21 protein-coding genes and 2 pseudogenes are annotated in these 26656 nt (G+C 68.0%); 16 read left to right on the forward strand and 7 right to left on the reverse strand.

Going from position 1 to position 26656, the window contains the following annotated elements:
• Positions 1-44: 44 nt before the first annotated feature.
• The 3 genes from hscA to iscX are packed head-to-tail and all read left to right on the forward strand — an operon-like array spanning position 45 to position 2512.
• Entirely contained in the window at positions 45-1910 is a 1866-nt protein-coding gene (gene hscA, locus DFLDMN_RS00620; RefSeq protein ID WP_423196605.1) for a Fe-S protein assembly chaperone HscA, read from the forward strand.
• Between the two features lie 40 nt (positions 1911-1950).
• A complete protein-coding gene (gene fdx, locus DFLDMN_RS00625; RefSeq protein ID WP_423196606.1) occupies positions 1951-2289 on the forward strand; it encodes an ISC system 2Fe-2S type ferredoxin in 339 nt (112 codons plus the stop codon).
• A 28-nt stretch (positions 2290-2317) separates the two neighbouring features.
• Complete coding sequence (iscX, locus tag DFLDMN_RS00630; protein ID WP_423196607.1) at positions 2318-2512, forward strand: Fe-S cluster assembly protein IscX; 195 nt, start codon at positions 2318-2320, stop codon at positions 2510-2512.
• 122 nt (positions 2513-2634) lie between these two features.
• Here the strand turns inward: iscX and DFLDMN_RS00635 are convergent, their stop codons facing one another.
• The 4 genes from DFLDMN_RS00635 to prfB all read right to left on the reverse strand — a co-directional run bounded on the left by DFLDMN_RS00635 (position 2635) and on the right by prfB (position 7246).
• On the reverse strand, positions 2635-3363 hold the full coding sequence (locus DFLDMN_RS00635; RefSeq protein ID WP_423196608.1) for a glycine zipper 2TM domain-containing protein: 729 nt from the start codon (positions 3361-3363) through the stop codon (positions 2635-2637).
• A 339-nt stretch (positions 3364-3702) separates the two neighbouring features.
• Entirely contained in the window at positions 3703-5271 is a 1569-nt protein-coding gene (gene lysS / locus DFLDMN_RS00640; RefSeq protein WP_423196610.1) for a lysine--tRNA ligase, read from the reverse strand.
• Between the two features lie 7 nt (positions 5272-5278).
• Complete coding sequence (locus DFLDMN_RS00645) at positions 5279-6037, reverse strand: SDR family oxidoreductase (RefSeq protein WP_423196611.1); 759 nt, start codon at positions 6035-6037, stop codon at positions 5279-5281.
• Positions 6038-6141: 104 nt separating this feature from the next.
• Positions 6142-7246 (reverse strand): peptide chain release factor 2 gene (gene prfB / locus DFLDMN_RS00650; RefSeq protein ID WP_423196612.1). Its coding sequence is split into 2 segments (ribosomal slippage): positions 6142-7164 and positions 7166-7246, totalling 1104 coding nucleotides; the frame shifts between segments, so codons are not numbered across the junction.
• 202 nt (positions 7247-7448) lie between these two features.
• Between prfB and DFLDMN_RS00655 the strand changes: the two genes are divergently transcribed.
• Positions 7449-8258, forward strand: a complete 810-nt coding sequence (locus tag DFLDMN_RS00655; protein ID WP_423196613.1) for a peptidoglycan DD-metalloendopeptidase family protein — start codon at positions 7449-7451, stop codon at positions 8256-8258.
• Between the two features lie 171 nt (positions 8259-8429).
• On the opposite strand, the gene recJ is transcribed toward DFLDMN_RS00655, so the two are convergent.
• Both recJ and DFLDMN_RS00665 read right to left on the reverse strand, forming a co-directional pair.
• Positions 8430-10130, reverse strand: coding sequence for a single-stranded-DNA-specific exonuclease RecJ (recJ, locus tag DFLDMN_RS00660; RefSeq protein WP_423196614.1), 1701 nt, complete (start codon positions 10128-10130; stop codon positions 8430-8432).
• Positions 10131-10163: 33 nt separating this feature from the next.
• Complete coding sequence (locus tag DFLDMN_RS00665) at positions 10164-11264, reverse strand: hypothetical protein (protein ID WP_423196615.1); 1101 nt, start codon at positions 11262-11264, stop codon at positions 10164-10166.
• Positions 11265-11348: 84 nt separating this feature from the next.
• On the opposite strand from DFLDMN_RS00665, the gene DFLDMN_RS00670 reads away from it, so the two are divergent.
• From DFLDMN_RS00670 to DFLDMN_RS00685, 4 genes are all read left to right on the forward strand, one after another.
• The gene (locus DFLDMN_RS00670) at positions 11349-12599 is read left to right on the forward strand and encodes a lipoprotein-releasing ABC transporter permease subunit (RefSeq protein WP_423196616.1); all 1251 of its coding nucleotides are present in this window, start codon (positions 11349-11351) and stop codon (positions 12597-12599) included.
• Positions 12592-13332, forward strand: coding sequence for a lipoprotein-releasing ABC transporter ATP-binding protein LolD (gene lolD / locus DFLDMN_RS00675; RefSeq protein ID WP_423196617.1), 741 nt, complete (start codon positions 12592-12594; stop codon positions 13330-13332). Before DFLDMN_RS00670 ends, lolD begins: the two co-directional genes overlap by 8 nt.
• A 7-nt stretch (positions 13333-13339) precedes the next feature.
• Complete coding sequence (locus tag DFLDMN_RS00680) at positions 13340-14167, forward strand: TatD family hydrolase (protein ID WP_423196618.1); 828 nt, start codon at positions 13340-13342, stop codon at positions 14165-14167.
• A gap of 234 nt (positions 14168-14401) precedes the next feature.
• On the forward strand, positions 14402-17026 hold the full coding sequence (locus DFLDMN_RS00685; protein WP_423196619.1) for a DNA internalization-related competence protein ComEC/Rec2: 2625 nt from the start codon (positions 14402-14404) through the stop codon (positions 17024-17026).
• Here the strand turns inward: DFLDMN_RS00685 and DFLDMN_RS00690 are convergent.
• Positions 16993-17955, reverse strand: coding sequence for a MurR/RpiR family transcriptional regulator (locus DFLDMN_RS00690; protein WP_423196620.1), 963 nt, complete (start codon positions 17953-17955; stop codon positions 16993-16995). The genes DFLDMN_RS00685 and DFLDMN_RS00690 overlap by 34 nt on opposite strands.
• Positions 17956-18164: 209 nt before the next feature.
• Here DFLDMN_RS00690 and edd point away from each other — a divergent pair, with 209 nt between their 5' ends.
• The 8 genes and pseudogenes from edd to DFLDMN_RS00730 all read left to right on the forward strand — a co-directional run bounded on the left by edd (position 18165) and on the right by DFLDMN_RS00730 (position 26654).
• The gene (gene edd, locus DFLDMN_RS00695) at positions 18165-20042 is read left to right on the forward strand and encodes a phosphogluconate dehydratase (protein ID WP_423196621.1); all 1878 of its coding nucleotides are present in this window, start codon (positions 18165-18167) and stop codon (positions 20040-20042) included.
• Positions 20043-20173: 131 nt separating this feature from the next.
• On the forward strand, positions 20174-20716 hold the full coding sequence (locus DFLDMN_RS00700) for a gluconokinase (RefSeq protein WP_423196622.1): 543 nt from the start codon (positions 20174-20176) through the stop codon (positions 20714-20716).
• A 336-nt stretch (positions 20717-21052) separates the two neighbouring features.
• Positions 21053-22528 (forward strand): circularly permuted type 2 ATP-grasp protein, encoded by a 1476-nt coding sequence (locus tag DFLDMN_RS00705; RefSeq protein ID WP_423196623.1) that lies wholly within the window; start codon positions 21053-21055, stop codon positions 22526-22528.
• A 10-nt stretch (positions 22529-22538) separates the two neighbouring features.
• Positions 22539-23231: pseudogene (locus DFLDMN_RS00710) on the forward strand (alpha-E domain-containing protein); the annotation flags it as partial.
• A 56-nt stretch (positions 23232-23287) separates the two neighbouring features.
• Complete coding sequence (locus DFLDMN_RS00715; protein ID WP_025647994.1) at positions 23288-24556, forward strand: IS256 family transposase; 1269 nt, start codon at positions 23288-23290, stop codon at positions 24554-24556.
• Positions 24557-24594: 38 nt separating this feature from the next.
• Positions 24595-24900, forward strand: a pseudogene (locus DFLDMN_RS00720) (alpha-E domain-containing protein); the annotation flags it as partial.
• A 6-nt stretch (positions 24901-24906) separates the two neighbouring features.
• Positions 24907-25725, forward strand: coding sequence for a transglutaminase family protein (locus tag DFLDMN_RS00725; RefSeq protein ID WP_423196624.1), 819 nt, complete (start codon positions 24907-24909; stop codon positions 25723-25725).
• Between the two features lie 122 nt (positions 25726-25847).
• Positions 25848-26654, forward strand: coding sequence for a peptidase (locus DFLDMN_RS00730; RefSeq protein ID WP_423196625.1), 807 nt, complete (start codon positions 25848-25850; stop codon positions 26652-26654).
• Positions 26655-26656: the final 2 nt, after the last annotated feature.

Raw genomic sequence — 26656 nt, forward strand, 5'->3', positions numbered from 1 at the left:
CGGCGCCGACCGTGCGCGCTGCGACATAAACGCGAAGAAACACCATGGCACTGCTCCAGATTTCCGAACCCGGCATGTCGCCGGCCCCGCATCAACGCCGGCTGGCCGTGGGGATCGACCTCGGCACCACCAATTCACTCGTGGCCGCCGTGCGCCACAGCATTCCCGAAGTCCTGTCCGATGATCGCGGCCGTCCGCTGCTGCCGTCGGTGGTGCGCTATCTGCCCGACCGCACCGCGCATATCGGCTACCGCGCGCAGGAAGAAGCGGTGCGCGATCCCAAGAACACGATCGTCTCGGTCAAGCGGTTCATGGGGCGCGGTCTGCGCGACGTGGCCAATATCGAGCACAGCCCGTACGACTTTGTCGATGCACCGGGCATGGTGCAGATCAAGACCGCTGCCGGCGTGAAGAGCCCGGTCGAGGTATCGGCGGAAATCCTGGCCACGCTGCGCCAGCGCGCCGAGGACTCGCTCGGCGACGACCTCGTCGGCGCCGTGATCACGGTGCCCGCGTACTTCGACGACGCCCAGCGGCAGGCGACCAAGGACGCGGCCCAGCTGGCCGGCCTGGAAGTGCTGCGGCTGCTTAACGAGCCGACCGCGGCGGCCATCGCCTATGGCCTGGACAACGCGGCCGAAGGCATCTACGCGGTCTACGACCTCGGTGGCGGCACCTTCGATATCTCGGTGCTCAAGCTCACCAAGGGCGTGTTCGAGGTGATGTCGACCGGCGGTGACTCCGCGCTGGGCGGCGACGACTTCGACCAGCGCCTGATGTGCTGGATCGTCGAGCAGGCGGGGCTGCAACCGCTGTCCGCCGAGGACATGCGCCTGCTGATGGTGCGCGCGCGCGCGGCCAAGGAGGCGCTGTCGGAAGCCGATAGCACGGTGATCGACGCGGTGCTGTCCACGGGCGAGATCGTGCATCTGACGCTGACGGGCGAGGCGTTCAACGCCATGACCGCGCACCTGGTGCAGAAGACCCTGGCGCCGGTGCGCAAGGCACTGCGCGACGCCGGCGTGACGCCCGAGGACGTCAAGGGCGTGGTGCTGGTGGGCGGCGCCACGCGCATGCCGGCGATCCGCAAGGCCGTGGGCGACTATTTTGGCCAGACCCCGCTGACCAATCTCGATCCGGACAAGGTGGTCGCGCTGGGCGCGGCCATGCAGGCCAATCTGCTCGCCGGCAATCATGCGCCGGGCGAGGACTGGCTGCTGCTCGACGTGATTCCGCTCTCGCTGGGCGTGGAAACGATGGGCGGCCTGGTCGAGAAGATCATCCCGCGCAACAGCACGATTCCGGTCGCGCGCGCGCAGGAGTTCACCACGTTCAAGGACGGCCAGACCGCGATGGCGATCCACGTGCTGCAGGGCGAGCGCGAGCTGGCCAGCGACTGCCGCTCCCTGGCGCGCTTCGAGCTGCGCGGCATTCCGCCGATGGTGGCCGGTGCCGCGCGCATTCGCGTGACATACCAGGTCGATGCGGACGGGTTGCTGTCGGTGTCGGCGCGCGAGATGGGATCGGGCGTGGAGGCATCGGTCTCGGTCAAGCCGTCCTACGGGCTGGCCGATGACGATATCGCGCGCATGCTGCAGGAGAGCTTCCGCGAGGCTGAGCAGGACATGAAGAGCCGCGCGCTGGCCGAGGAACGCGTGGAGGCCGAGCGCCTGGTCGAGGCGACCACGCGCGCGCTGGAGGCCGATGGAGCGCTGCTCGACGGCGACGAGCGGGCCGCGGTGGAAGCGCTGATCGCCAAGGTGCGCACGGTTGCCGCTGGCGACGACCATCGCGCCATCAAGGCCGCGGTGGATGCGCTCTCGCATGGCACCGACGAATTTGCCGCGCGGCGCATGGACCGTTCGATCAAGAGCGCGCTGGCCGGCCGCAAGGTGCAGGAGATCGGCTGAACCCGGCCGCGGCTCACGACAGAATCATCTCAGGAAGAACATGCCACAGATCATCGTTTTGCCCCACGTCGAATACTGTCCCGAAGGGACCGTGATCGAAGCCAAGCCCGGTATCAGCGTATGCGATGCCTTGCTCGCCAACGGTATCGAGATCGAGCATGCGTGCGAGAAGTCGTGCGCCTGCACGACCTGCCACGTGATCGTGCGCGAGGGCTTCGATTCGCTCAACGAAGCCGAGGAGAAGGAAGAAGATCTGCTCGACAAGGCCTGGGGGCTGGAGCCGAATTCGCGGCTCTCGTGCCAGGCGATCGTCGCGGACGAGGACCTGACCATCGAGATTCCGAAATACACGATCAACCACGCCAAGGAAGGGCACTAAGCCCCTCGGATCCCCACGGAGCCCCTCAATGAAATGGACTGACACCTACGACATCGCGTCGGCCCTGTACGACAAGTACCCCGACGTGGATCCCGCCACGATCCGCTTTACGGACCTGCACCAGTGGGTCATGGCGCTGGATGGCTTCGACGATTTGCCGGATCGCTCGGGCGAGAAGATCCTGGAGGCCATCCAGCAGGCCTGGATCGAAGAAGCGGAATAAGACATGTCGCCGCGCCCGCTCAGCGGTATGCGGGCGACAACAAAACGGGCGACAACAAAAAGGGCGACAACAAAAAGGGCGCACCGGAAACGGTGCGCCCTTTGTCTTTGTGGTGACCTCGATCAGCCGGTCACCAGCACGCCCCGCTCCATATGCACGCGCTGACCCACCTCGACGCCCGGCGCCTGCTGATAGGTGAAGGTGCGGTGCGTACCGTCGTCCATCTGCACGCTCACGCGGTACTGGGTGTCCTTGTTGACGTGCTTCTCGACCGTATTGCCGGCATACCCGCCCGCTGCGGCGCCGGCCACGGTGCCCAGGATGCGGCCGTTGCCGCGGCCAATCTGGTTGCCGAGCAGACCGCCGACCACTGCGCCGCCCAGCGCGCCAAGGCCACTGGTCGGCTTCTCGCTCTGGATCGGCGTAACGGCCGTCACGCGACCGGCGGTATGGCTGGGCCTGGCGGCTGGGGCGGGCCGTTCGGCGCGCTCCGGCGGCGGCGCGGTATTGGCCGCCTGGCGGGAGGCCTGTTGGCCTTCCTGGCCGTAAGCGGGCGGACGCGTGGTCGAGCCCGGCGGCGGGCTCGTATTGTCGTTCTGGTAAGCCGTGGCGGCCGGTGGCGTTGACATCGACAGCGCGTCGCCCTGATTGGCCTTGCTGAGCGGTAGCACGCCGGTCACCGCGGCCACGGCGGTCAGGCTCGCCACTACCACGGCCACCGCGGCCGCGCCGATCAGCGGATGCAGCCTGCGCTGCGGCGGCAGCGCGGAGGGAGCGGGGGTTTGCGAGGTTTGTGACGGCGTAGTTGACGTAGTGGTCGACGTGGTGGGAGACGTGGACGGGCTCTGCATTCTTGTTCTCCTGAGGCAACCGGCCGGTACGGGAACCGCCGGACTGATGCACCTAGTTTGGCGCAACGCCGCCCCGAATGCCGTTGGATTTTGTAAGAATGTGTAGGCCGAAAAACGCCGTGGAATCAGTCATTTACGGCGATGTCCGCAAGTGTCCGACAGGGGTGGCTGTAACAAATTCTGCGGCTGCAACGGCAACCGCGTACGCGGTGTGGGCAGGCCGTGCGGCGCGGGGCGGAGACGCATCGGCGGCGCGTTGCGGCCGGTGCAGGGGGAGGGGAATAAGGAAGGGAAGCCGGAAGGCGGCGCCTCTCCCGTGCGGAAGAGGCGCCCGATCCATCAGTCCTCGCGGCGCAGGTGCGGGAACAGGATGACGTCGCGGATATTGGGGCTATCGGTCAGCAGCATCACCAGGCGGTCGATGCCGATACCGCAACCGCCCGTGGGCGGCATGCCGTATTCGAGCGCGCGGATATAGTCGGCGTCGAAGTACATCGCCTCCTCGTCACCGGCATCCTTCTGCTCGACCTGCTTGCGGAAGCGTTCGGCCTGATCCTCGGCGTCGTTGAGCTCCGAGAAGCCGTTGGCGATCTCGCGGCCGGTGATAAACAGTTCGAAGCGCTCGGTGATGCCGGGCACGGTGTCCGAGGCGCGCGCGAGCGGCGACACCTCGACCGGGTAGTCGATGATGAAGGTCGGCTCCCACAGCTGGCTCTCGGCGGTTTCCTCGAACAGCACGAGCTGCAGCGTGCCCAGACCCGCATTGAGGAACTGCGGCGCGCTGGTGTTGACGCCGAACTTCTTGAGCTCGGTACGCAGGAAATCGGCGTCGGCCAGTTGTGCGTCGGTGTACTGCGGCGCGAACTTCTGGATCGCCTGCGTAATGGTCAGGCGATGGAACGGCTTGGCCAGGTCGAGTTCGCGGCCCTGGTAGGTCACCACCGCACTGCCGCGCGCGTCGATCGCGGCCTGGCGGATCAGGTTTTCGGTGAAGTCCATCAGCCAGCGGTAATCCGTGTAGGCCGCGTAGAACTCCATCATCGTGAACTCGGGGTTGTGGCGTGGGCTCACCCCTTCGTTGCGGAAGTTGCGGTTGATTTCGAACACGCGCTCGAAGCCGCCGACGATCAGGCGCTTGAGGTAGAGCTCGGGCGCGATGCGCATGAACATCTGCATGTCCAGCGCGTTGTGGTGCGTGATGAACGGCTTGGCCGCGGCGCCGCCCGGAATGGGATGCAGCATCGGCGTTTCCACCTCCATGAAGCCGGCATCGGCCATATGGCGGCGCAGCGACGCGATCGCGTCGGTACGCGCGCGGAACGTGGCGCGCGTCTCGGGCGAGACGATCAGGTCCACGTAGCGCTGGCGGTATTTCATCTCCTGGTCGGCCAGGCCATGGAACTTGTCCGGCAACGGCCGCAGCGACTTCGACAGCAGGCGCAGCTCGCGCACCTGCACCGACAGCTCGCCCTTGTTGGTGCGGAACAGTTCGCCGCGCGCGCTGACGATGTCGCCGAGGTCCCAATGCTTGAACGCGGCGTAGACGTCCTCACCCACCTTGTCGCGCGTGATGTAGAACTGGATCTGCCCGCTGCCGTCCTGCACGGTGGCAAAGCTGGCCTTGCCCATCACGCGCTTGAGCATCATGCGGCCGGCGATGGCCACTTCCACGGGTGCGGCCTCGAGCGCGGCCTGGTCGGCCTCGCCATATTGCGCGTGCAGCGCGGCGGCCTGGTGCGTGGGGCGGAAATCGTTGGGGAAGGCGACGCCTTGCTGGCGCAGGGCCTGCAGTTTCTCGCGCCGCTCCGCGATGATCTTGTTCTCGTCTACGGCCGGTGCGTCACCGGCAGATGTGCCGGCAGTTGCGGCGGCAGATGGGGCGGCATTCGCGCGCGTCGGTTCAGTCATGATGGGTTCAATAATTGCGGATGTCGTCGATTTCGGTCGTGCCGAAATCCGGACGGGCCAGATAGGCGACGATGCGGCGCGCGGTGTCGTCGGGCGAGGCGAGCTTGTCGTTCGCCTTGAGGTCGCGGAAGCGTGCCACGTCAGCAAAGTCCGCGCCGCGGATGGTTTCCTGCATGCCGGTGTCGACCACGCCCGGGGCCAGCGCCACCGCGCGCAGCGTGCGCGGCGCGGCCAGGCTGCCGAACTCGGCGTTGATCGAGCGGACGAACATGTCGAGCGCGGCCTTGCCGGCGCAGTACGCGCTCCAGCCCTGGACCGGATTGCGCGCGGCCCCGGACGAGATCGCCAGCACCTTGCGCGGGCAGTCGAAGCGCGCGGTGTGTTCGATGAACGCGCCGGTCATCGTCATCGGCGTGGCCAGGTTGGTCAGCAGATGGGGCACCAGGGTGGTTTCGTGCAGCTGGGTGATCGGCCCGATGGGCTCGACCACGCCGGCGTTGAGGATCAGCGTGACGCTGGCCGGGGCTTCGTCCACCGCGTCCAGCACGCTGGCCAGCCAGCCCGCGGCCGCGCCCGGTTGCGACAGGTCCTGCAGATGCCAGGCTACCGGCACGCCGCTGGCGGTGGCTTCCGCCTCCATCTCCGGATTGCGGCTGCGGGCCACGCAGACCACGCGGTTACCCGGCGCGAGCAGCGCGCGGGTCAGGGCCGCGCCCAGGCCGCGCGAGGCGCCGGTCACGATATACAGGTGTTTGGCTGCGCTCATGAAATCCCCCGGATTTCTCGTCGATGCTGTCGTTGGTCTTGGTGCCGCTCCGCTGGCTCGCGGAGCGGCCGTGCTGACTGGCGGCGAGCGCCAGTACGGTCTGCTTACAGGCCCTGCTTGAGGCTGGCCTCGATGAACGGATCGAGATCGCCGTCCAGAACCTTCTGCGTATTGGACATTTCCACATTGGTGCGGAGGTCCTTGATGCGGCTCTGGTCCAGCACGTACGAGCGGATCTGGTGGCCCCAGCCCACGTCGGTCTTGGTCGATTCGAGCTTGTCGGCTTCGGCCTGGCGCTTGCGCATCTCGTGCTCGTACAGGCGCGACTTCAGCATCGACATCGCTTCCGCGCGGTTGCGGTGCTGCGAGCGGTCGTTCTGGCACTGCACGACGATGCCGGTCGGGATGTGCGTGATCCGCACGGCCGAATCGGTCTTGTTGATGTGCTGGCCGCCCGCGCCCGAGGCGCGGTACGTGTCCACGCGCAGGTCCGCCGGGTTGACCTCGACCTCGAACGAATCGTCCACCTCGGGGTAGACGAATACCGACGAGAACGACGTATGGCGGCCGCCCGACGAGTCGAACGGCGACTTGCGCACGAGGCGGTGCACACCGGTTTCCGTGCGCAGATAGCCAAACGCGTATTCGCCCTCGATCTTGATCGTGGCGCTCTTGATGCCGGCCACGTCGCCCTCGGATTCCTCCAGCACTTCGGCCTTGAAGCCCTTGCGCTCGCAGTACTTGAGGTACTGGCGCAGCAGCATCGAGGCCCAGTCGCACGCCTCGGTACCGCCGGCGCCGGCCTGGATGTCGATGAACGCGTTGGCCTGGTCCATCTCGCCAGAGAACATGCGGCGGAATTCCATGTCCGCGACGATGTCCTCGAAGCCCTTGACGTCGGTCTCGATGGCTTCGAGCGTGTCGTCGTCACCTTCCTCGCGCGCGAGCTCGAACAGCTCGTCGGCACCGTTGAGGTCGTCGGTCAGCTTGCCGAGCACACCGACCACGCCCTCCAGGGTCTTCTTTTCCTTGCCGAGGTCCTGGGCCCGCTTGGGGTTGTTCCAGACGTCGGGGTCTTCCAGCAAGCCGTTGACTTCGTCGAGGCGTCCTACCTTGACATCGTAGTCAAAGATACCTCCGTAGATCTGCCGTTCGCGAACGGAGATCGGAGATGGCACCGGAGATGGCGTTGAGGCGTTCTGCTTCCATGATTTACCTGCGCTTCCAAAACCGGGAATTATAGCGGATCGGCGGCCCCGGCTCCGGTCAGATTGTGCCGTCGACGGGCCGGCGGGCGCCGGATGCGCCGGCGTGCGGGCCGAACGTTGGCCGCATGCCACGGTCACAGCCGGAGGCGGGCGCGCCACATCGGCGACAATATGCCCCGATACCAGGAGGAAAGCACAGACGCATGACGGCGATCCATCACGCATTGCAGCCCACTCATCCGCGCGAGACCGATCCGCACCAGACCGATCCGCACCAGACCGATTCGCGCCAGACCGATCCGCATGCCGCGCCGCAGCCGGCCCGGGTGCGCCGGCGCACGCTGGCCGCGCTGGGGGCCACCGCGCTGGCGGCGGCATTGGCCGCGTGCGGCACCACCGGCAGTGCCGATCCCGCGCCGGACGGGTTCTATCGCGTCGAGCGCGGCGACACGCTGTACTCGATCGCGCGGCGCCATCGGCGTTCCGTGGCGGAACTCGCGCGCTGGAACAACCTGGCCAGTCCCGACCAGATCGAGGTTGGCCAGCTGATCCGCGTGCGGCCGGCCGGCGCCACCGCGGCCGCCGCCGAGCGGCCCGCGCGCACGCCGGAACGGGCCGAACGGACCCCGCAATTGCCGCAGGGCAAGGTGCCGACCAGCACCATCCGCCTGCAGTGGCCGGCCGAGGGCCGCATCACGGGACGCTTTGCGCCGCCGGGCGAAAAGGGCATCCGCATCGCGGTGCCGGCGGGCGGCAAGGTGCGGGCGGCAGCGTCGGGCTGGGCCATTCACGTGGGCAACATGCGCGGCTACGGCATGCTCGTGATCGTCAAGCACAACGACGACTGGCTGACCGTCTATGGCAATCTCGACAAACCGCTGGTCAAGGAGAACGCGCAGGTCGCGGCCGGGCAGGATATCGGGACGATGGGCGCGGACGCGGAACTGCACTTCGAGGTGCGCGGCGGCACCACGCCGGTGGACCCGCTGCGCTACCTGCCCGCGCACGGCTGACCGGCGCGCGCCCGCGCCGCGGGGCGGGCGGCGCGCGGTGCGGATGCGTAGTGCGGATGCGTTGTGCGGACGCGTTGTGCGGACGCGTTGTGCGAACGCGTTGTGCCGGTGCGCGATATGGGTGGCTGCGTACCCGGTGCGAGCGCGAGTGCCGGCGCGGGCGGGATGTCGCTACTGCGCGTGCTCGATCACGAGCTGCACGCGCGTGACGCCGTTGAAGGTGTTGTTGTCGAGCCGGTAGGCGACCGTGGCGCTGGCACCGTCGAGCGCCTCCGCATGGTTGAACCAGATCGCGTCAAAGCGCTGGCTGCCGCGCCCGAGCTGCAGCTTGAGATGCTTGCCCTTGAGCACGGTCTGGCGCAGCACGTCGAACTCCCCGCTGAAGGTGGGCGCCGGAAAGCCCTGGCCCCAGACCTGCTGTTCCAGCAGCGTGACGAACTCGGGGCTGAAGCATTCCTCGCCGATATCGCCATCGGTTTCCACTACCCGCGCGAGCTGGTCCTGGGTCAGCCATTCGCGGCCCACGGCCTCGAATGCCGACAGGAAGGTCTCGAACTGGTCGGCGCGCAACGTGAGCCCCGCCGCCATGGCGTGCCCGCCAAACTTGACCAGCAGGCCCGGATGCCGCTTCGACACCAGGTCGAGCGCATCGCGCAGGTGGAAGCCCGGAATCGAGCGTCCCGAGCCCTTGATATGCACGTCGTCGCCGGGGGCGAAGGTGATGGTCGGGCGGTGGAATTTCTCCTTGAGCCGCGAGGCGACGATGCCGATCACGCCCTGGTGCCACGTATCGTTGAACACACTCACGGTGTAGCGCGCGCCCGGGTCGAGGCCGTCGAGCGGAGCTTCCAGCAGCTTCAGCGCTTCCTGCTGCATGCCGGCCTCGATGTCGCGGCGCTCGCGGTTCATGCCGTCGAGTTCCTGCGCGATGTCCCATGCGCGGTTGTGATCGTCGGTAAGCAGGCATTCGATGCCGAGCGACATGTCGGCCAGCCGGCCGGCGGCGTTCAGGCGCGGCCCGAGGCCGAAGCCGAGATCGAAGGTGTTGGCGCGCGTGGCATCGCGGCCGGCCGCGCGGAACAGCGCCGCCACGCCGGCATGCATCTGGCCCGCGCGCATCTGGCGCAAGCCCTGCGCCACCAGCACGCGGTTGTTGGCGTCGAGCTTGACCACGTCGGCCACGGTGCCGAGCGCCACGAGGTCGAGCAGGCTCTGCAGCCTGGGCTGGGTCGCCTGGGTGAACACACCGCGCCGGCGTAATTCCGCGCGCACCGCCAGCAGCACGTAGAACATCACCCCCACGCCCGCCAGGTTCTTGCTCGGAAAGCCGCAGCCTGGCTGGTTCGGATTGACGATGACCGCGGCGTCCGGCAGCACCGGGCCGGGCAGGTGGTGGTCGGTCACCACCACGTCGATGCCGCGCGCATTGGCCGCGGCCACGCCGTCGACGCTGGCGATGCCGTTGTCGACGGTCACGATCACGTCCGGCTGCTGGCGCGCGGCCAGGTCGACGATCTCGGGCGTCAGGCCATAGCCGTATTCGAAGCGGTTGGGCACGATGTAGTCCACCTGCGCGCCCAGCATGCGCAGGCCGCGCACGCCTACCGCGCAGGCGGTGGCGCCATCGCAGTCGTAATCGGCCACGATCAGCAGCTTGCGGCGCGCGCCGATGGCGTCGGCGAGGTATTCGGCCGCGTGGGCAATGCCCTTCATCGCGGTGGGCGGTGTCAGCACGGCCAGCTCCGTGACGAGCTCGTCCGGATGGAGCACGCCGCGCGCGGACAGGATGCGCGCGAGCGTGGGATGGAGCCCGGCGGCGGCCAGGGTGTCGGCGTGCGAGGCGGAGTAGGAGCGAACGGCGATCCGGGTCATGGATGTCGGGTCATGGATGGCTTGAGCGTGGGATCAGGCCGTCATGGCCAGGTTGGAGAGCAGCGCACGCCAGTCGCCGCGCGCGCCCATGCCGCGCCAGAACTTGCGCAGGTCGCCGGGGCGCACCGTGAATTCGGCGAAATGATGTTCGCCGGCCAGCACCAGCGTCAGGGCCTGCAGGCGTCCGGCCGCGAGCGCGGCCTGGGCCGGGGCGAACCAGGCGGCGTCGAGCCGGTGCATGCGTTCGAGCCAGGCATGCCAGTCGGCCGCGATATGTGCCTCGGCGGCATCGTCGAGCAGGGCCAGCGCGCTGCCCGTGGCCGCTTCCAGCTCGGCATGCTGGCGCGGTTGCGGTGCCCGGCGACTGTTGCCGGCGAGGGCCAGGCCGGCGAGGAACGGGTCGTCGCCGAAGACGGTATCGGCCAGCGGGGTGACGGCCTGCGCGCTGCCGCCGCCATGAAGCCAGACCGAGTTGATCGCCAGCCGGCCCTGCGCCTCGCGCGCCTGGTTGACCGGATGGTCGTGCCACGTCATCTGGATCTCGTTCTGCAGGCGCCGCCAGTCGCGCGCGCGCGCGCCGGCCTGCAGCCAGATATCGATATTGCGGCCGGTCGCGCGCAGCGGAGTGGTGGCCTCCAGCGGGCCGAAGGTGGCCTCGGGCAGATACCAGCGCGCCGGGGTGGGGGCGTCCAGCGCGATGCCGGCATCGCGCAGCAGCTCGTCGATGGCGGCCAGCAAGGCGCTCGCTTCCTCGGGGCGGATATCGAGCTGGTCGGGGTGCATCAGAACCAGATGATCGCGCGCGGCGTGGATATGGACGGGCTGCAGGCAGGCCCAGGCCTGCCCGGTGTCCACCTCGCCGCGGTCGGCCATGCGCATATAAGGCGCGGTCGGCACCCGTTCGGTCGGTAGTCCGGCCCGCCCGGCGAGCCAGCGCTCGTGCGGCAGGGTGCGCAGCCAGGGATCGTCGTGGCGCTCGCGCGGGCCCGGGCTGCCCCGGGTCAGCAACTTTCCGAGCGCCGGCAGCTCCAACTGGCGCAGCAGGGCGCTGGCGACGACGTCGTCGGCACTATCCTCGCCGCCGGCGCCCGGCGGGACCGAAAAAGGGACAATCAGGGTCAGGTGCGTCATCATGGTGGCCGAGATTGTAAACTCCCGGCTGTCCGGACGGTTCGAACCCCCGTCCGGCGCCGTTTCCGAGACTCAACAGGACTCCTCTTGAACTTTCCCTACGAGTGGCAGATCGGCTGGCGTTATACCCGCGCGAGCAAGCGCGCCAGCCGCAATACGTTCATTTCGTTCATCTCGATGATCTCGATGCTGGGCATCGCGCTCGGCGTGGCCGCGCTGATCGTGGTGCTGTCGGTGATGAACGGCTTCCAGAAGGAAGTGCGCGACCGCATGCTGTCGGTGCTGGCGCATATCGAGGTGATCGCGCCCGGGCCGCTGCCGGACTGGCGCAAGACCGCCGCCGAAGCCATGCGCAACAAGGAGGTGATCGGCGCCGCGCCGTATGTGGCGGCGCAGGCGTTGCTGACGCGCGAGGAAACCGTGCGTGGCGTGCTGCTGCGCGGGGTGGACCCCGCCGAGGAGCCCAAGGTTTCCGATCTCGACAAGGAGTTCAGCGCCGGCGGCATGCAGGCGCTGGTGCCGGGCGGCTTCGATATCGCGCTCGGCAGCGAGCTGGCCGCCGCCATGGGCGTGCGCGTGGGCGACAAGGTGACGCTGGTGGCGCCGCAGGGCACCATCACTCCGGCCGGGGTGCTGCCACGCCTCAAGCAGTTCACCGTGGCCGGCATCTTCTCTTCGGGGCATTACGAATTCGACAGCGCGCTGGCACTGATCAATATCCGGGACGCCGAGACGCTGTTCCGGCAGGCCGGCCCCACCGGCGTGCGGCTCAAGCTGACCGACATGCAGCGCGCGCCGCAGGTGGCCGAGGAGCTGGCCGGCACGATGACCGGCGACCTCTACCTGCGTGACTGGTCCAAGCAGAACCGCAACTGGTTCGCGGCGGTGCAGACCGAGAAGCGCATGATGTTCATCATCCTCACGCTGATCATCGCGGTGGCGGCGTTCAACCTGGTGTCGACGCTGGTGATGACCGTTACCGACAAGCAGGCCGATATCGCCATTCTGCGCACCATGGGCGCGCAACCGCGGTCGATCATGAAGATCTTTATCGTGCAGGGCGTGGCGATCGGCTTTATCGGCACGTTGCTCGGCGTGCTGGGCGGCACGCTGATTGCGACCAACATCGACGTGATCGTGCCGTTCATCGAGCGGCTGCTGCACGTGCAATTCCTGCCCAAGGACATCTATTTCATCAGTGAACTGCCATCGGATCCGCGTGTGAACGATATCGCCACCATCGGCATCATCTCCTTTGTGCTGGCGACGCTGGCCACCATCTATCCGAGCTGGCGTGCGGCCCGCGTGAACCCGGCGGAGGCCCTGCGCTATGAGTGAGACGACCGTGCTGCACGATGTGCCGAACGCGACCGATGTGCCGAACGTGACCGGCACGCCGGTGCTGGTGGCCGAGGGCCTGACCAAGCGGTTCCGCCAGGGCGGGCTCGATGTCGAGGTGCTGCGCGGCGTGGATGTGCGCATCGACGCCGGCGAGAAGGTGGCCATCGTGGGTGCCTCGGGCTCGGGCAAGAGTACGCTGCTGCATGTGCTGGGCGGTCTCGACAATCCCGACTCGGGTCGCGTGGCGCTGCAGGGCAAGCCGTTCACGGCGCTGCGCGAACGCGAACGCAACGAGGTGCGCAACCGCGCGCTGGGCTTCGTCTACCAGTTCCATCACCTGCTGCCTGAATTCACCGCGCTCGATAACGTGGCGATGCCGATGCGCATTCGTGGCCTCGACGAGGGCGCGGCGCGCGCGGCGGCGCAGGCCATGCTGGAGCGCGTGGGGCTGGGACAGCGCTCGAAGCACCGGCCCGGCGAGCTGTCTGGAGGCGAGCGTCAGCGGGTGGCGATCGCGCGGGCGCTGGTGGGATCGCCGGCCTGCGTGCTGGCGGATGAGCCGACCGGTAATCTCGACGACCATACCGCCGGCGGCGTCTATGACCTGATGCTCGAACTGTCGCGCACGCTGGGCACCAGTTTTGTCATCGTCACGCACGACCTCGACCTGGCGGGCCGTTGCGACCGCGTGCTGCGTTTGCGCGACGGGCATCTGCATCGCGAACGCTGAGCTGGCCATGTGGATCGACACCCACTGCCACCTGGATGCGAGCGAGTTCGATGGCGATCGCGCCGAGGTGACCGATGCCGCCGCGCGTGCGGGCGTATCGGGCATCGTGTTGCCGGCGGTGGCGGTGTCCAACTTCGCGGCGGTGCGTGCGCTCGCGCATGGCGATGCGCGCTGCGTCTACGCGCTTGGCATTCATCCGCTGTGCACGCCGGGCGCAGGGCAGGCCGACCTCGATGCGCTGCGCCGCGAGGTGGCGGCCTCGATCGACGACCCGCGCCTGGTGGCGATCGGCGAGATCGGGCTCGACTTCTTTGTGCCGGGGCTCGATGCCGCGCATCAGACCTGGCTCTATGCCGAGCAACTGAAGATCGCGCGCGAGTTCGATCTGCCGGTGCTGCTGCATGTGCGCAAGTCGCAGGATCAGGTCTATGCGCAGTTGCGTCGCGTGGGCGTGCGCCAGGGCATTGCCCATGCATTCAATGGCAGCCATGAGCAGGCGCGGCGTTTTGTCGCGCATGGCATGAAGCTTGGCTTCGGCGGCAACATGACGTTCGAGCGCGCGCGGCAGATCCGGCGGCTGGCCGCGGACCTGCCGCTGGAGGCGATCGTGCTGGAAACCGACGCGCCCGATATCGCGCCGTCGTGGCTGTCCGATGGCCAGTTCGGCGAACAGCACAAGGCGCGCAATACGCCGGGTGAGGTGGCCGGCGTGGCACGCGCGCTGGCGGCATTGCGCGACATCGCGCTCGACGACCTGGCGCCCGCCATGTGGGCCAATTCCGTGGCGGCACTGCCGCGGCTGGCGACCTTCGCGGGGACGATGGCGCCGCGCTGACGGCATGGCGGGTGCTGCTGGCTGGCAGCCTGGCGGTGGCGGCGCGGCATCCGCTGAACGGGAACAGTACGCCGGGGTGGCCGTTGGGGTGGCCGTTGGGGGGCCCGTCGGGGTGGCGTTGATACGCACGCCGTTTCGATCTGCCACAAAGCCACAACGCTTCGACACGTTTCTCCAGGTCGATCCACGTTACAACGCTCCTTCCGAAGTTTCCGACGCGGAGAGGAGCTCGCCATGCGTCTTTGCCTGCTGGCCTTTGTGGCTGGCTGCTGGTGGCTGCAGCAGCAGGGACGGCTGCCGGCATGGCCCGGCTTTCTTCCGGTCGTCGTGCTCGCCATGGCATGGCTGGCCTGGCGGCGTGCGCATGCGCGCGCGGTCGCGATCGTGCTGGCGTTGACGCTTGGCGCCGGCTGGGCGGCCTGGCGCGCGGACCAGCGGCTTGCGGACTGGCTGCCGGAGGCGGAGGCGGGCCAGGACCGCGAACTTGCCGGCGTGATCGCAGGCTTGCCCGACGAGGCCGATCACGGCACGCGCTTCGTGTTCAGGGCGGACCGTCATGTCCCCGCGCGCGTGCTGCTGACCTGGCGCAAGCCGCCGGTCAAGCTCGTGCCCGGCCAGCGCTGGCAACTGACGGTGCGGCTGCGGCCGCCCCGTGGTCTGGCCAATCCGCATGGTTTCGACTACGCGTACTGGCTGCTTGGCGAAGGCATTGGCGCGACCGGTTACGTGCGCGCGGCCCGCGCCGGCCCGCAGCACGACGACGCGGCCCGCATCGAGCGCTGGCGCGCGCAATTGCGCGACCGGCTGCGGGCCGCGCTGCCGCCCGATGCACGCCTGGGGGGCGTGCTGGTGGCGCTGGCCATTGGTGACCAGCGCGGCATTGCGGCGGCGGACTGGGAGGTGTTCCGGCGTACCGGCATTGCGCATCTGGTCAGTATCTCGGGCCTGCATATCACGATGCTGTCCGGCGCCGCGGGTGCGCTCGTGCATTGGCTATGGCGGCATTCGTTCGGGTTTGGCCGCATCCTGCATCGGCCGCCGCCTGGCTGGCGGCGGGGTTTGCGATGGTGCGCGCTGCCGCTGTGGTGTCCGGCGCGACACGCCGCGCTGGTGGCCGCCGTGTTGACCGCGCTCGGTTATGGCCTGCTTGCCGGCATGCAGATTCCTGCGCTGCGCACGGTGACGATGCTGACGGTGGCGGCCATTGCGTTGTGGGGCGGGCGCGCGCCGCCGCCCTCGCTGGTGCTTGCATGGTCCGCTGCGGCAGCCGTGGCGCTCGATCCGTGGGCGGTGATGGCGCCTGGGTTCTGGCTCTCGTTTGGCGCCGTCGCGGTCATCCTGCTGGTGGCGGTACGCGCCCGGCAGTCTGCCGACATGACCTGGCCGGCGCGCCTGCGTGCATGGCTGGCCGACGCCGCGCGCGTGCAGTGGGCCGTGACCGTGGGCCTGGTGCCGCTGACGCTGCTGCTGTTCGGTCAGGTATCGGTGGTGTCGGCGGTGGCGAACGCGCTCGCCATTCCCGTGGTGAGCCTCGTCGTCACGCCGCTCGCGCTGGCCGCGGCCGTGCTGCCGCACGCGCTCGCAAGCTTCGCGCTGGCCGTGGCACACACCGCCATGGTGTGGCTGTCCGCTGCCCTGGCGTGGCTGGCCGCGCCGTCATGGGCGGTCTGGGAGGCCGCGCACGCGGGATGGATACCGCTGGTGCTGGCCGTGCTCGGCGTGGCGCACGTACTCATGCCGGGCGGCAACCGTGCCATGCGCTCGCGCGGCGTGCTGCTGATGCTGCCAATGCTGGTGGCGGGGCGCCATCCCGTGCCGCATGGCGAGATGCGCATTACCGCGCTGGACGTCGGGCAGGGCACGGCGGTGCTGGTCGAGACGCGCCGGCATGCGCTGCTCTACGACACTGGCCCGGCCTATGCATCGGGAGCGAGCGCCGGCGCGCAGGTGGTGGTGCCGTATCTGCGGGCGATGGGTGTGCGGCGTCTCGATCAGCTGATGGTGAGCCATGAGGATGCCGACCATGCCGGTGGCGTGCGCGAGGTCGAGGCGGTGGTGCCGGTTCGCGCCCGCCTGACGGCGGCGCCGCCGGGCCAGCCGTGGATGGCGCAGCCGTGGCGGCCCTGTGCGGCGGGTGCGTCCTGGGAGTGGGACGGGGTCGGGTTCGCGATCCTGCATCCGCCGGCCGCGCAGGTCGGGAACGCGCGTCATGCGAGCAACGCGCGCAGTTGCGTGCTGCGGGTCGTTACCGCGCAGCGCAGCGTGCTGCTCACGGGCGATATCGGCGTGCGCGAGGAGCGTGCGATCGTGGCCCGGATGGCGCAGCCCGCTGCGGCCGCAACGAATGCAGCGTATGCAGCGTATGCAGCGTATGCAGCAAACGCGCGCGAGGCAGGGAAAGGGGGTGACGGGGGTGAGGGGGGCGAAGTATCTGACGTGCGCGAGGTACCCGCGGTGGCCGAGGTGGCCGAGGCCGGTGACGCAGCCGACGCAGGCGACATCGGCGCGGCAGAAGACCCGGCCAGCCCCGATGCCGCCGACATGGCGCTTGCCGCCAGCGCCAGCCTGCAATCGGACATCCTGATCGTGCCGCATCATGGCAGCGGCACCTCGTCGGGCGACGCCTTTCTGCGCGCGGTGGCGCCGGAGCTCGCGATTTTCCAGCTTGGCTACCGTAATCGCTACCGTCACCCGCGCGCCGATGTCTGGGCCCGCTATGAGCGGCTCGGCATTGCGCGCTATCGCACCGATGAGACCGGCGCCGTCTCGATCGTCACACGCGGCGCGTGCCACGAGGTGTCGACCTATCGCCAGCGCGTGCGCCGTTACTGGCGCGAGGCGCCGCCGGTGCCGCGCTGACGCCGGCGGCGTGCGGGCGTGGGTGCCGCAGCCGAAGGCGCGGCGCCTTGCGCAAGCGCGTCGGCAAGCGTGTTGGGTATCGCGGCCGGCTCGGCGCCCGCGATGCGGCGTTCGCGCAGATGGGCCTTGGCGCGCTGCAGCCCGCTCGCCACCGCATCGGCACGCTCCAGCGCCACGCCGGCAGCCAGCACGTCGCCCAGCACCAGATGGCAGATGCGCGACGTCATCGGTGTATAGACCTCGCTGTCTTCCTCGACATCGGAGAACACGCAAACATGCGCCAGCCCCGCCAGCGGCGAGCCGCTATGCGTGAGCGCCAGCACGCTCGCACCGCTGGCGCGCGCCAGCGTGGCGGCGGTCAGCATATCCCACGTGCGGCCGCTGTTGGAGACCAGCACCGCCACATCGCCGGGACGCAGCAGCGCCGCCGACATGCTGAACACATGCGAGTCCGAATACGCAGTGGTCGGAATGCCCAGGCGGAAGAACTTGTGCTGGATATCGAGCGCGACGATGCCCGAGTTGCCGCAGCCGTAGAACTCGATACGCCGCGCATTGGCCAGCAACTGGATGGCATGTTCGATCTGGTCCGCCGAGAGGGCATTGCGCACGGTCATCAGCGTGGCGATGGTGCGGTCGAACACCTTGCCGGCGATATCGGCGGGGCGATCGTCCGCCTTCACGTCCTGATGTACGAACGGCGTCCCGCCCCCAACGTTCTGGGCAAACTGGAGCTTGAATTCGCGAAAGCCGTCGTAGCCGAGCGCGGCGCAGAAGCGGGCGATGGTCGGCTGCGACACACCGGCACGCTCGGCGAGTTCCGGCATGGACAGGCGGATCACGGTGGCGCCGTGACGGGCCACGTAGTCGGCCAGGCGGCGCTCGGAAGGGCGGAGCGTGTCGTAGACGGCAAGGATTCGGTCGCGCATGGTGAGCTTCGGTGATTGTAGATATTCTACACGCGGAGTGGCGCGATTCTCGGTGAGGACATCAATGGCTCGCACTTAGGATTTACCCGTATGAAGGCATTTTTGCGCCCGGTAACGCCTTTTTTTGCCTTTTGTGCGAGTGGCAACGATTCCTCAATCTGGCGATGCATGGCTATAATGTAGAAAATCTACAGAACACGGACCGCTTCATGCCCCACGACGTACATCCCGAGGTACTGGCCGTCACCGCACGCGTCCTGGCCCGCAGCCGCGCCAGTCGCGCCGCCTATCTGGCCCGCTGCGCACGCACGCAGCAGGAACTCGGGCCGCTGCGCGGCATGTCGTGCGCCAATCTCGCGCACGGCTATGCGGCGCTGCCCGCCAACGACAAGCTCAAGCTGCGCGTCGAGCATGCGCTGAACCTCGGTATCGTCACCGCTTACAACGACATGCTGTCGGCGCACCAGCCGTACGAACGCTATCCGGCGGTGATCCGCGAGGCCGCGCGCGCGGTGGGCGCGGTGGCGCAGGTGGCGGGCGGCGTGCCGGCGATGTGCGACGGCATTACGCAAGGCAATGCCGGCATGGAGCTGTCGCTCTTCTCGCGCGATGCGATAGCGATGGGCACCGCCATTGCGCTGTCGCACAATACCTTCGATGCCGCGGTCATGCTCGGCGTATGCGACAAGATCGTGCCCGGCCTGATCATGGGGGCACTGCAGTTCGGTCATCTGCCGGTGGTGTTCGTGCCCGCGGGGCCGATGGCGAGCGGCCTGTCGAACAAGGAAAAGGCGCGCGTGCGCCAGCTTTACGCGACCGGCCAGGTCGGCCGCGAAGCGCTGCTCGAGGCCGAGAGCGCGGCCTATCACGGCGCGGGCACCTGCACGTTCTACGGCACCGCCAACAGCAATCAGTTCCTGATGGAGATCATGGGCCTGCATATGCCGGGGGCGGCCTTCATCCATCCGGACAGCGGGCTGCGCGACGCGCTGACCACCGCGGCGGCGCAGCGCGCGCTCGCGCTGACGGCCCGGGGCGACGCCTATACCCCGATCTCGCGCATCGTCGACGAACGCGCCGTCGTCAACGCGATGGTCGGGCTGCTGGCCACCGGAGGCTCCACCAACCATACGATCCACCTCGTGGCCATGGCGCGCGCGGCCGGCATCGTCATCGACTGGAACGACTTCGACCGGCTCTCGCGCGCCACGCCGCTGCTGGCGCGCGTCTACCCCAACGGCTCGGCCGATGTGAACCACTTCCATGCCGCCGGCGGTGTGGCCTACGTCATCGCGCAGCTGCTCGACGCGGGTCTGCTGCACGAGGACGTCGACACCGTGGCCGGGCACGGCCTGGCACGCTATACGCAGGAGCCGGTGCTGACCGATGGCGCACTGCGCTGGCGCGACGGCCCCGCCACCAGCGGCGACGCCACCGTGCTGGCGCCGGCCAGCGCGCCGTTTTCCACGGAAGGCGGCCTGCGCCTGATGGCGGGCAATCTCGGGCGCGGCGTGATCAAGGTGTCGGCGGTGGCCGAGGAACATCGTGTGGTGGAGGCGCCGGCCCGCGTGTTCGATTCGCAGGAGGCCCTGCAGGCCGCCTTCGAGGCGGGTGAACTCGAGCGCGATGTGGTGGCGGTGGTGCGCTTCCAGGGCCCCAATGCCAACGGCATGCCCGAGTTGCACCGCCTTACGCCCGCCCTCGGTGCGCTGCAGGATGCCGGCCACCGTGTGGCGCTGGTGACCGATGGCCGCATGTCGGGCGCGTCCGGCAAGGTGCCGGCGGTGATCCATGTCGGTCCGGAAGCGCTGGCGGGCGGCCCGCTCGCGCGCGTGCGCGATGGCGACGTGATCCGCGTGGATGCGGTGGCGGGCACGCTCGCATGGGTCGGCGATGCTGCCGCCCAGGCCGAGTTTGCCGCGCGCCCGTGCGCGGCGGCGCCGGCCGACGAATTTGCGGGCTTCAGCCTCGGGCGTGGCCTGTTTGGCCTGTTCCGCCGTCACGCGCGCGGCGCGGAGGCGGGCGGCAGCGCCCTGGACCTCTCCGAGGCGGATGCTGTCCAAACGGCTACGGCCGTCGCACAATAAGACGCCAGGCCTGGCGACAAGGCTGGCGCGGCACGATCCGACGATCGACGCTCGATCGTCGACCATCCCCTCGTCCGCGACCCGCCGCCCTCCGTACCGTTGCGTGCGGGGGACCACGATACGGAGCAGACATGATCTACATCCTGATGGGCGTTTCCGGCAGCGGCAAGACCACGGTCGGCCAGTTGCTGGCGAGCCGCCTGCATTGCGGTTTTCACGACGCCGACGAGTTCCACAGCGCGGCCAACAAGGAAAAGATGCACGCGGGCATCCCGCTCACCGACGACGACCGCTGGCCGTGGCTGGCCGCGATGCGCGCTGCCATCGACGCCGCCCGCGCCGAAGGCCGCCCGCACGTCTTTACGTGCTCCGCGCTGCGGCAGGTCTATCGCGATCGCCTGACCCCGCCCGACGGCGGCGTGACCTTCGTGTTCATGAAGGGCGATGCCGCCACCATCGGCGGCCGCCTGTCCGCGCGCACGGACCACTTCTTCAATCCGGCCCTGCTGCAGAGCCAGTTCGAGACCCTTGAGGAGCCGCGCAACGCGCTCGTGCTCGATATCCGGCGTACGCCGGAGACGCTGGTGCAGGACATCCTCGCCCAGTGCCCCCCGGACGCGGCGCGCTGCCCGCCCGCGGCCCGCGACGCCCCGCACGCCGGTGGCGCCGCCTGAGGCCCGCTAGCCTCGACGGACGTCGGCGGAGGCCGGCCGTGCTCGGCCGTGCTCGGCTGGGGCTCGACTGCGATCGGCCAACCTTGCCGGTCGTCCCCCGGCGCCCCCCGCCGTCTCCAGATAACCCGGTCGTTCCCGCCGGCGGCGCTTCCCGGCGCCGCGCCAGGTTGGCAAGCATCTTGCTAAATCCCGGAGGCGTCTCCGGATCGATCGGTAGCTTCCAGTCTTGCGCGATTGCCCGATCCGGATATGCTGAAAAGGCCAGTATCCAACACGGCATCGAACAAGAACAGGTCCGCCTTCGCGGCAGGCCCATACAGAAGAGGAGCGGCCATCATGGCGGCGCGGTTTTTCGACGAGATGCTGGAGCCAGGGGATGACGGTGGTGTGGCGCGTATCCTGGCGGGAGAAATGTTGCCGGCGGGCGCGGTGCGCGCGCATTACCGCAGTTTCGCCGACTGGATCGGGCGGCAGTCGGCCGCCTCGATGGACAACAAGCGGGCCGAGGCGGACCTGATCTTCCGCCGGGTGGGCATCACCTTCGCGGTCTATGGCGACAAGGACGAGTCCAACAGCGGCACCGAGCGGACCATTCCGTTCGACGTGATCCCGCGCATCTTTCCGGCCAGCGAGTGGGCCACGCTGGAGCGCGGCCTGCGTCAGCGCGTGGCCGCGCTCAACCGCTTTATCCACGATATCTATCACGGTCAGGACATCATCCGCGCCGGCGTGATTCCGGCCGACCAGATCTACAACAACGCCCAGTACCGGCCCGAGATGCTCGGCGTCGACGTGCCGCGCGACATCTACGCACATGTGGCGGGCATCGACGTGGTGCGCGCGGGCGAGGGCGAGTTCTACGTGCTGGAGGACAACCTGCGCGTGCCGTCTGGCGTGTCGTACATGCTGGAGAACCGCAAGATGATGATGCGGTTGTTCCCCGAGCTGTTCGCGCGCAACCGCGTGGCGCCGGTCGCGCATTATCCCGACCTGCTGCTGGACATGCTGCGCGGGGTCTCGCCGCAGAGCATCACCGATCCCACCGTGGTGGTGCTCACGCCCGGCATGTACAACTCGGCGTACTTCGAACATGCGTTCCTGGCCCAGCAGATGGGCGTGGAGCTGGTCGAGGGCAGCGACCTGTTCGTCGAGGACGATCACCTCTACATGCGCACCACGCAGGGGCCGCAGCGTATCGACGTGATCTACCGCCGCGTGGACGACGATTTTCTCGATCCGCTCGCGTTCCGGCCCGACTCCGCGCTGGGCGCCGCGGGCCTGCTGTCGGTCTATCGCGCCGGCAACGTGACCATCTGCAATGCCATCGGCACCGGCGTGGCCGACGACAAGTCGATCTATCCGTACGTGCCCGACATGATCCGCTTCTACCTCGGCGAGGAAGCGATCCTCTCGAACGTGCCCACGTACATGTGCCGGCGTCCGGACGACCTGCAGTACGTGCTCGACCATATGCACGAGCTCGTGGTCAAGGAAACCCATGGCGCGGGCGGCTACGGCATGCTGGTGGGGCCGGCCGCCACGCGCGCCGAGATCGACCAGTTCCGCGAGGTGGTGCGCGCACGGCCCGCCCAGTACATCGCGCAGCCCACGCTCGCGCTGTCGACGTGCCCGACCTATGTGGAGTCCGGCATCGCGCCACGCCATATCGACCTGCGGCCATTCGTGCTGTCGGGCAAGGAAGTGCGCATGGTGCCCGGCGGCCTGACGCGGGTGGCCTTGCGCGAGGGCTCGCTGGTGGTGAATTCCTCGCAAGGGGGCGGCACCAAGGACACGTGGGTACTGGAACGCTAGGGAGAACATCATGCTGAGCCGTACCGCCGACCACCTGTTCTGGATGGCCCGCTACACCGAGCGCGCGGAAAACACCGCGCGCATGCTCGACGTCAACTACCAGACCTCGCTGCTGCCGCAGTCGGCGGAAGTGGCGGAGCAGGGCTGGTGGGCCATGCTCGATATTTCCGAGCTGACCAACGCCTTCGACCACAAATACGGGCTGCTGACGCGCGACGACGTGATCGACTTCATGGTGCGCGACATGACCAACCCGTCGTCGATCATGAGCTGCCTGCGCGCGGCGCGCGAGAACGCGCGCGCGGTGCGCGGCTCGCTGACGACGGAAGTGTGGGAGACCCTCAACACCACCTGGCTGGACGTGCAGCGCATGATCGCCGATGGCGAGCTGCACGAGGACCCGTCGCGCTTCTTCGAGTGGGTCAAGTTTCGCTCGCACCTGGCGCGCGGCGTGCAGTTCGGCACCATGCTCAAGGACGACGCGTTCCACTTCATGCGGCTTGGCACCTTCCTGGAGCGCGCCGACAATACCGCGCGGATCCTCGACGTGAAGTTCCAGGCGTCGGGCAGCGAGATGGGCGCCGAGCGCGAGGCACGGGGCGATACGGGAGGCGAACCTGCCGCCGAGCAGAACGATTTCTATCACTGGGCCGCGGTGTTGCGCTCGGTGTCTGGCTTCGAGGTCTACCGCAAGATCTATCGGGCCTGTCAGATTTTTAGTGTGCCGAGGCCATGAGACGATAACGGAAATAACGTCCTATGACCGATGCAACCGTGACCAAGAAGAGCAAGAACCCGAAGGCGCCGAAGCTGTTCCCCGATGAGCTGATCGATCAACTGCTTGCCCAGGTGCAGAGCAAGGATGCCGAGTCGATCCTGGGCGAATCGGGCTTGGCCGGCCAGCTCAAGAAGCAACTGGCCGAGCGCATGCTCGCGGCCGAGTTGAGCCACCATCTGGAAACCGAGGCCGAGCAAGGCAAGGCGGGCAACCACCGCAACGGCACAAGCCGCAAGACGGTCCTCACGCCCAACGGCGAACTGACGCTGGATATTCCACGCGATCGGCAGGCGACGTTCGAGCCGCAGTTGGTCGGCAAGTATCAACGCCGGCTGCCGGGCTTCGACGACCACGTCATCAGCATGTATGCGCGCGGCATGAGCGTGCGCGAGATTCAGGGCCATCTGCTGGAACTGTACGGGCTGCAGGTGTCGCCCGATCTGATTTCCACGGTCACCGACGAGGTGCTGGCCGACGTCGAGCAATGGCAGCAACGCCCGCTCGAGGCCATGTATCCGATCGTGTACTTTGACGCGCTGCGGCTGAAGATCCGCGACGAAGGCACGGTCAAGAACAAGGCGGTCTATCTGGCGTTGGGCATCCGCGCCGACGGCCGCAAGGAAGTGCTGGGTTTGTGGATCGAGCAAACGGAAGGCGCCAAGTTCTGGCTGAAGGTCTTCAACGAGTTGAAGAACCGCGGCTTGCACGACATCCTGATCGCGGTGGTCGATGGTTTGCGCGGCTTCCCCGAAGCGATCGAGGCGGTCTATCCGGCCGCCCAAATCCAGACCTGCATCGTGCATCTGATCCGCAATTCGCTGAATCTGGCGAGCTGGAAGGACCGCAAGTCGCTGGCTGCCGCGATCAAGCCGATCTATCAGGCCGCCACGGCCGAGGCGGCGGCAGCGGCGCTCGACGCCTTTGCGCAGAGCGAGTGGGGGCGCAAATTCCCTACCGTCGCGGCCATGTGGCAGCGCCAATGGGAACAGGTGATCCCCTTCTTCGCCTATCCGCCCGAGGTGCGTCGAATCGTATATACGACGAACGCCATCGAGAGCATGCACATGCAGTTGCGCAAGATCGTCAAGAACCGCGGCCACTTCCCGAGCGACGAAGCCGCCAGCAAACTGCTGTTTCTGGCCTTGCGCAACATCGAAAAGGATTGGAAGATGCCGCCTATCACCTGGCGGCAAGCAGTCAATCAGTTCGCCATTCTGTTCGGCGAGCGATTCACCGCCGCCATCAGCTGAGATCTTTTAACCGACCTCAGCACACGAAATTCCTGACACGTCCGATCTATCGCGCGGTGATCACGCCGCAACGGGTGGCCGAGCTGCTGATCCTGCGGCCCGACATGCCCCGCTCGCTGGTGTCCAGCATGGACGAAGTGGTGGCGATCCTGGCGCTGGTGGCCAACCAGCAGTCCGCGGAGACCGAGCGGCAGGCTGGTAAACTCCACGCCGACCTCAAATACGCGCGCATCGACGACATCTTCGCCTGCGGTCTGCATGCCTACCTGACGAGCTTTCTCGAGCGCATCGGCGATCTTGGCAACGGCATCAGCCGGGACTTCCTGGTGCCGCTCGCTGCGTGACACACCGTGAAATACAAGATTCATCACAAGACCGTCTATCACTACGCGGAACCGGTACGCCGCAGCGTGCACGAGTTGCGGCTGGCGCCACGCTCGGGCCCGTTGCAGGCGGTGCGCGCGTGGCATATCTCGGTGCCGGGCAACCTGTCCGAAGCGCGCGACGGCTTTGGCAATATCGTCCACAACTTCACCATGGCCGGCCCCGCCAGCCGCATCGAGATTGCGGCCACCGGAGAAGTCGAGGTGCATGCGCCGGGCGGGGATCCTGCCTTCCAGGACTTGCCCGAGGCCGGCGAGGCACGCGTGTCGCCGCTCTACTTCATGGCCGGCACGCCGACCACCACCGCACCGGCCGAGATGCGCGCGTTCGCCGCCCCGTTCCTTGCGGCCGGACACGAGCTGCCGGCACTGCTGGCGCTGGCCGACGGCATTGCCGAGCGCGTGCGCTACAAGGCCAACACCACCGATGTCGGAACCTCGGCCGCCGAGGCGTTCCACCTGGGCAGCGGGGTCTGCCAGGACCAGGCGCAAGTGATGGTCGCCGCCTGCCGCGCGCTCGGTATTCCGGCCCGCTACGTCAGTGGCTACTTCTACGATCCGGCCGCCACGGCGCTGGCCAGTCATGCCTGGGCCGATATCTGCCTGGACCCGGCCAGCGCGCTCTGGTGCAGCATCGACGTGACGCACCGCTGCGTCACCGATGCGCGTCACGTGCGCCTCGCGGTGGGGCGGGACTATGCGTCGGCCGCACCAATCCGGGGCGTGCTGGAGGGCGGCAACGGCGAGACCATGGCGGTGGATATCGCGATCGCGCCGCTGGACTGACGCCGCGTGGTGATGTGCACGTCTCAAACGCCGTGGGCGGGCGGGCAGGGCGTGCGCGGGAGGCTAGAATGCAGGTTTATTCCGCGCGACCCGGCGCGGAAGAGCCCCCGACAACAAGAGCCATGACGTACTGCGTAGCCATGCGGCTGGATGCCGGCCTGGTATTTCTTTCCGATTCCCGCACCAATGCCGGGGTGGACGCCATCTCCACCGCGCGCAAGATGACCGTCTTCGAGGAGCCCGGCGACCGCGTGATGGTGCTGATGACCGCCGGCAATCTCGCCATCAGCCAGTCCGTGCGCCAGGTGCTGGCCGAGGGGCGTGACGAGAAGCGCTCGCTGTGGACCGCGCGCGACATGTTCGAGGCCGCCACCATCGTCGGCGATGCGGTGCGCACGGTGCACAAGCGCGACGCGCACGCGCTGCGCGATGCCGGCATCGAATTCAACGTGAGCCTGATTTTCGGCGGCCAGATCCGCGGCGAGCGTGTGCGCCTGTTCAATATCTACGCGGCCGGCAACTTCGTCGAGGCCACGCCCGAGAACTGCTATTTCCAGATTGGCGAAGCCAAGTACGGCAAGCCGATCATCGACCGCGTGGTGCATCCTTCGCTGCCGCTGGGCGAGGCCGCCAAGTGCGCGCTGATCTCGATGGATTCGACGCTGAAGTCGAATATCTCGGTGGGCCTGCCGCTCGATCTGCTGGTCTACGAGAGCGACGCGCTGCGCGTCACGCGCTTCGCCAATATCGACGAGAAGAACGCCTACTTCCGCATGATCCGCGATACCTGGGGCCAGCGGCTGCGCCAGGTGTTCGGCGAGATCTGCAACCCCGAATGGGATGCCAGCAAGCCGGCGGAATTTCCGCTCGCGCGCGACGAGGCCGACCGCTGGGGACAGCCGGTGCGGGCGCGGCACGACCGTTCCTGACC

This window comes from Cupriavidus sp. H19C3, assembly GCF_049393815.1.
GTDB lineage: Bacteria > Pseudomonadota > Gammaproteobacteria > Burkholderiales > Burkholderiaceae > Cupriavidus.

Bases quoted from the DNA above. Each gene is read 5' to 3' on its own strand.
- hscA (WP_423196605.1), top strand. From the start codon at position 45: ATGGCACTGCTCCAGATTTCCGAACCCGGCATGTCGCCGGCCCCGCAT.
- fdx (WP_423196606.1), top strand. From the start codon at position 1,951: ATGCCACAGATCATCGTTTTGCCCCACGTCGAATACTGTCCCGAAGGG.
- iscX (WP_423196607.1), top strand. From the start codon at position 2,318: ATGAAATGGACTGACACCTACGACATCGCGTCGGCCCTGTACGACAAG.
- DFLDMN_RS00635 (WP_423196608.1), bottom strand. From the start codon at position 3,363: ATGCAGAGCCCGTCCACGTCTCCCACCACGTCGACCACTACGTCAACT.
- lysS (WP_423196610.1), bottom strand. From the start codon at position 5,271: ATGACTGAACCGACGCGCGCGAATGCCGCCCCATCTGCCGCCGCAACT.
- DFLDMN_RS00645 (WP_423196611.1), bottom strand. From the start codon at position 6,037: ATGAGCGCAGCCAAACACCTGTATATCGTGACCGGCGCCTCGCGCGGC.
- DFLDMN_RS00655 (WP_423196613.1), top strand. From the start codon at position 7,449: ATGACGGCGATCCATCACGCATTGCAGCCCACTCATCCGCGCGAGACC.
- recJ (WP_423196614.1), bottom strand. From the start codon at position 10,130: ATGACCCGGATCGCCGTTCGCTCCTACTCCGCCTCGCACGCCGACACC.
- DFLDMN_RS00665 (WP_423196615.1), bottom strand. From the start codon at position 11,264: ATGATGACGCACCTGACCCTGATTGTCCCTTTTTCGGTCCCGCCGGGC.
- lolD (WP_423196617.1), top strand. From the start codon at position 12,592: ATGAGTGAGACGACCGTGCTGCACGATGTGCCGAACGCGACCGATGTG.
- DFLDMN_RS00680 (WP_423196618.1), top strand. From the start codon at position 13,340: ATGTGGATCGACACCCACTGCCACCTGGATGCGAGCGAGTTCGATGGC.
- DFLDMN_RS00685 (WP_423196619.1), top strand. From the start codon at position 14,402: ATGCGTCTTTGCCTGCTGGCCTTTGTGGCTGGCTGCTGGTGGCTGCAG.
- DFLDMN_RS00690 (WP_423196620.1), bottom strand. From the start codon at position 17,955: ATGCGCGACCGAATCCTTGCCGTCTACGACACGCTCCGCCCTTCCGAG.
- edd (WP_423196621.1), top strand. From the start codon at position 18,165: ATGCCCCACGACGTACATCCCGAGGTACTGGCCGTCACCGCACGCGTC.
- DFLDMN_RS00700 (WP_423196622.1), top strand. From the start codon at position 20,174: ATGATCTACATCCTGATGGGCGTTTCCGGCAGCGGCAAGACCACGGTC.
- DFLDMN_RS00705 (WP_423196623.1), top strand. From the start codon at position 21,053: ATGGCGGCGCGGTTTTTCGACGAGATGCTGGAGCCAGGGGATGACGGT.
- DFLDMN_RS00715 (WP_025647994.1), top strand. From the start codon at position 23,288: ATGACCGATGCAACCGTGACCAAGAAGAGCAAGAACCCGAAGGCGCCG.
- DFLDMN_RS00730 (WP_423196625.1), top strand. From the start codon at position 25,848: ATGACGTACTGCGTAGCCATGCGGCTGGATGCCGGCCTGGTATTTCTT.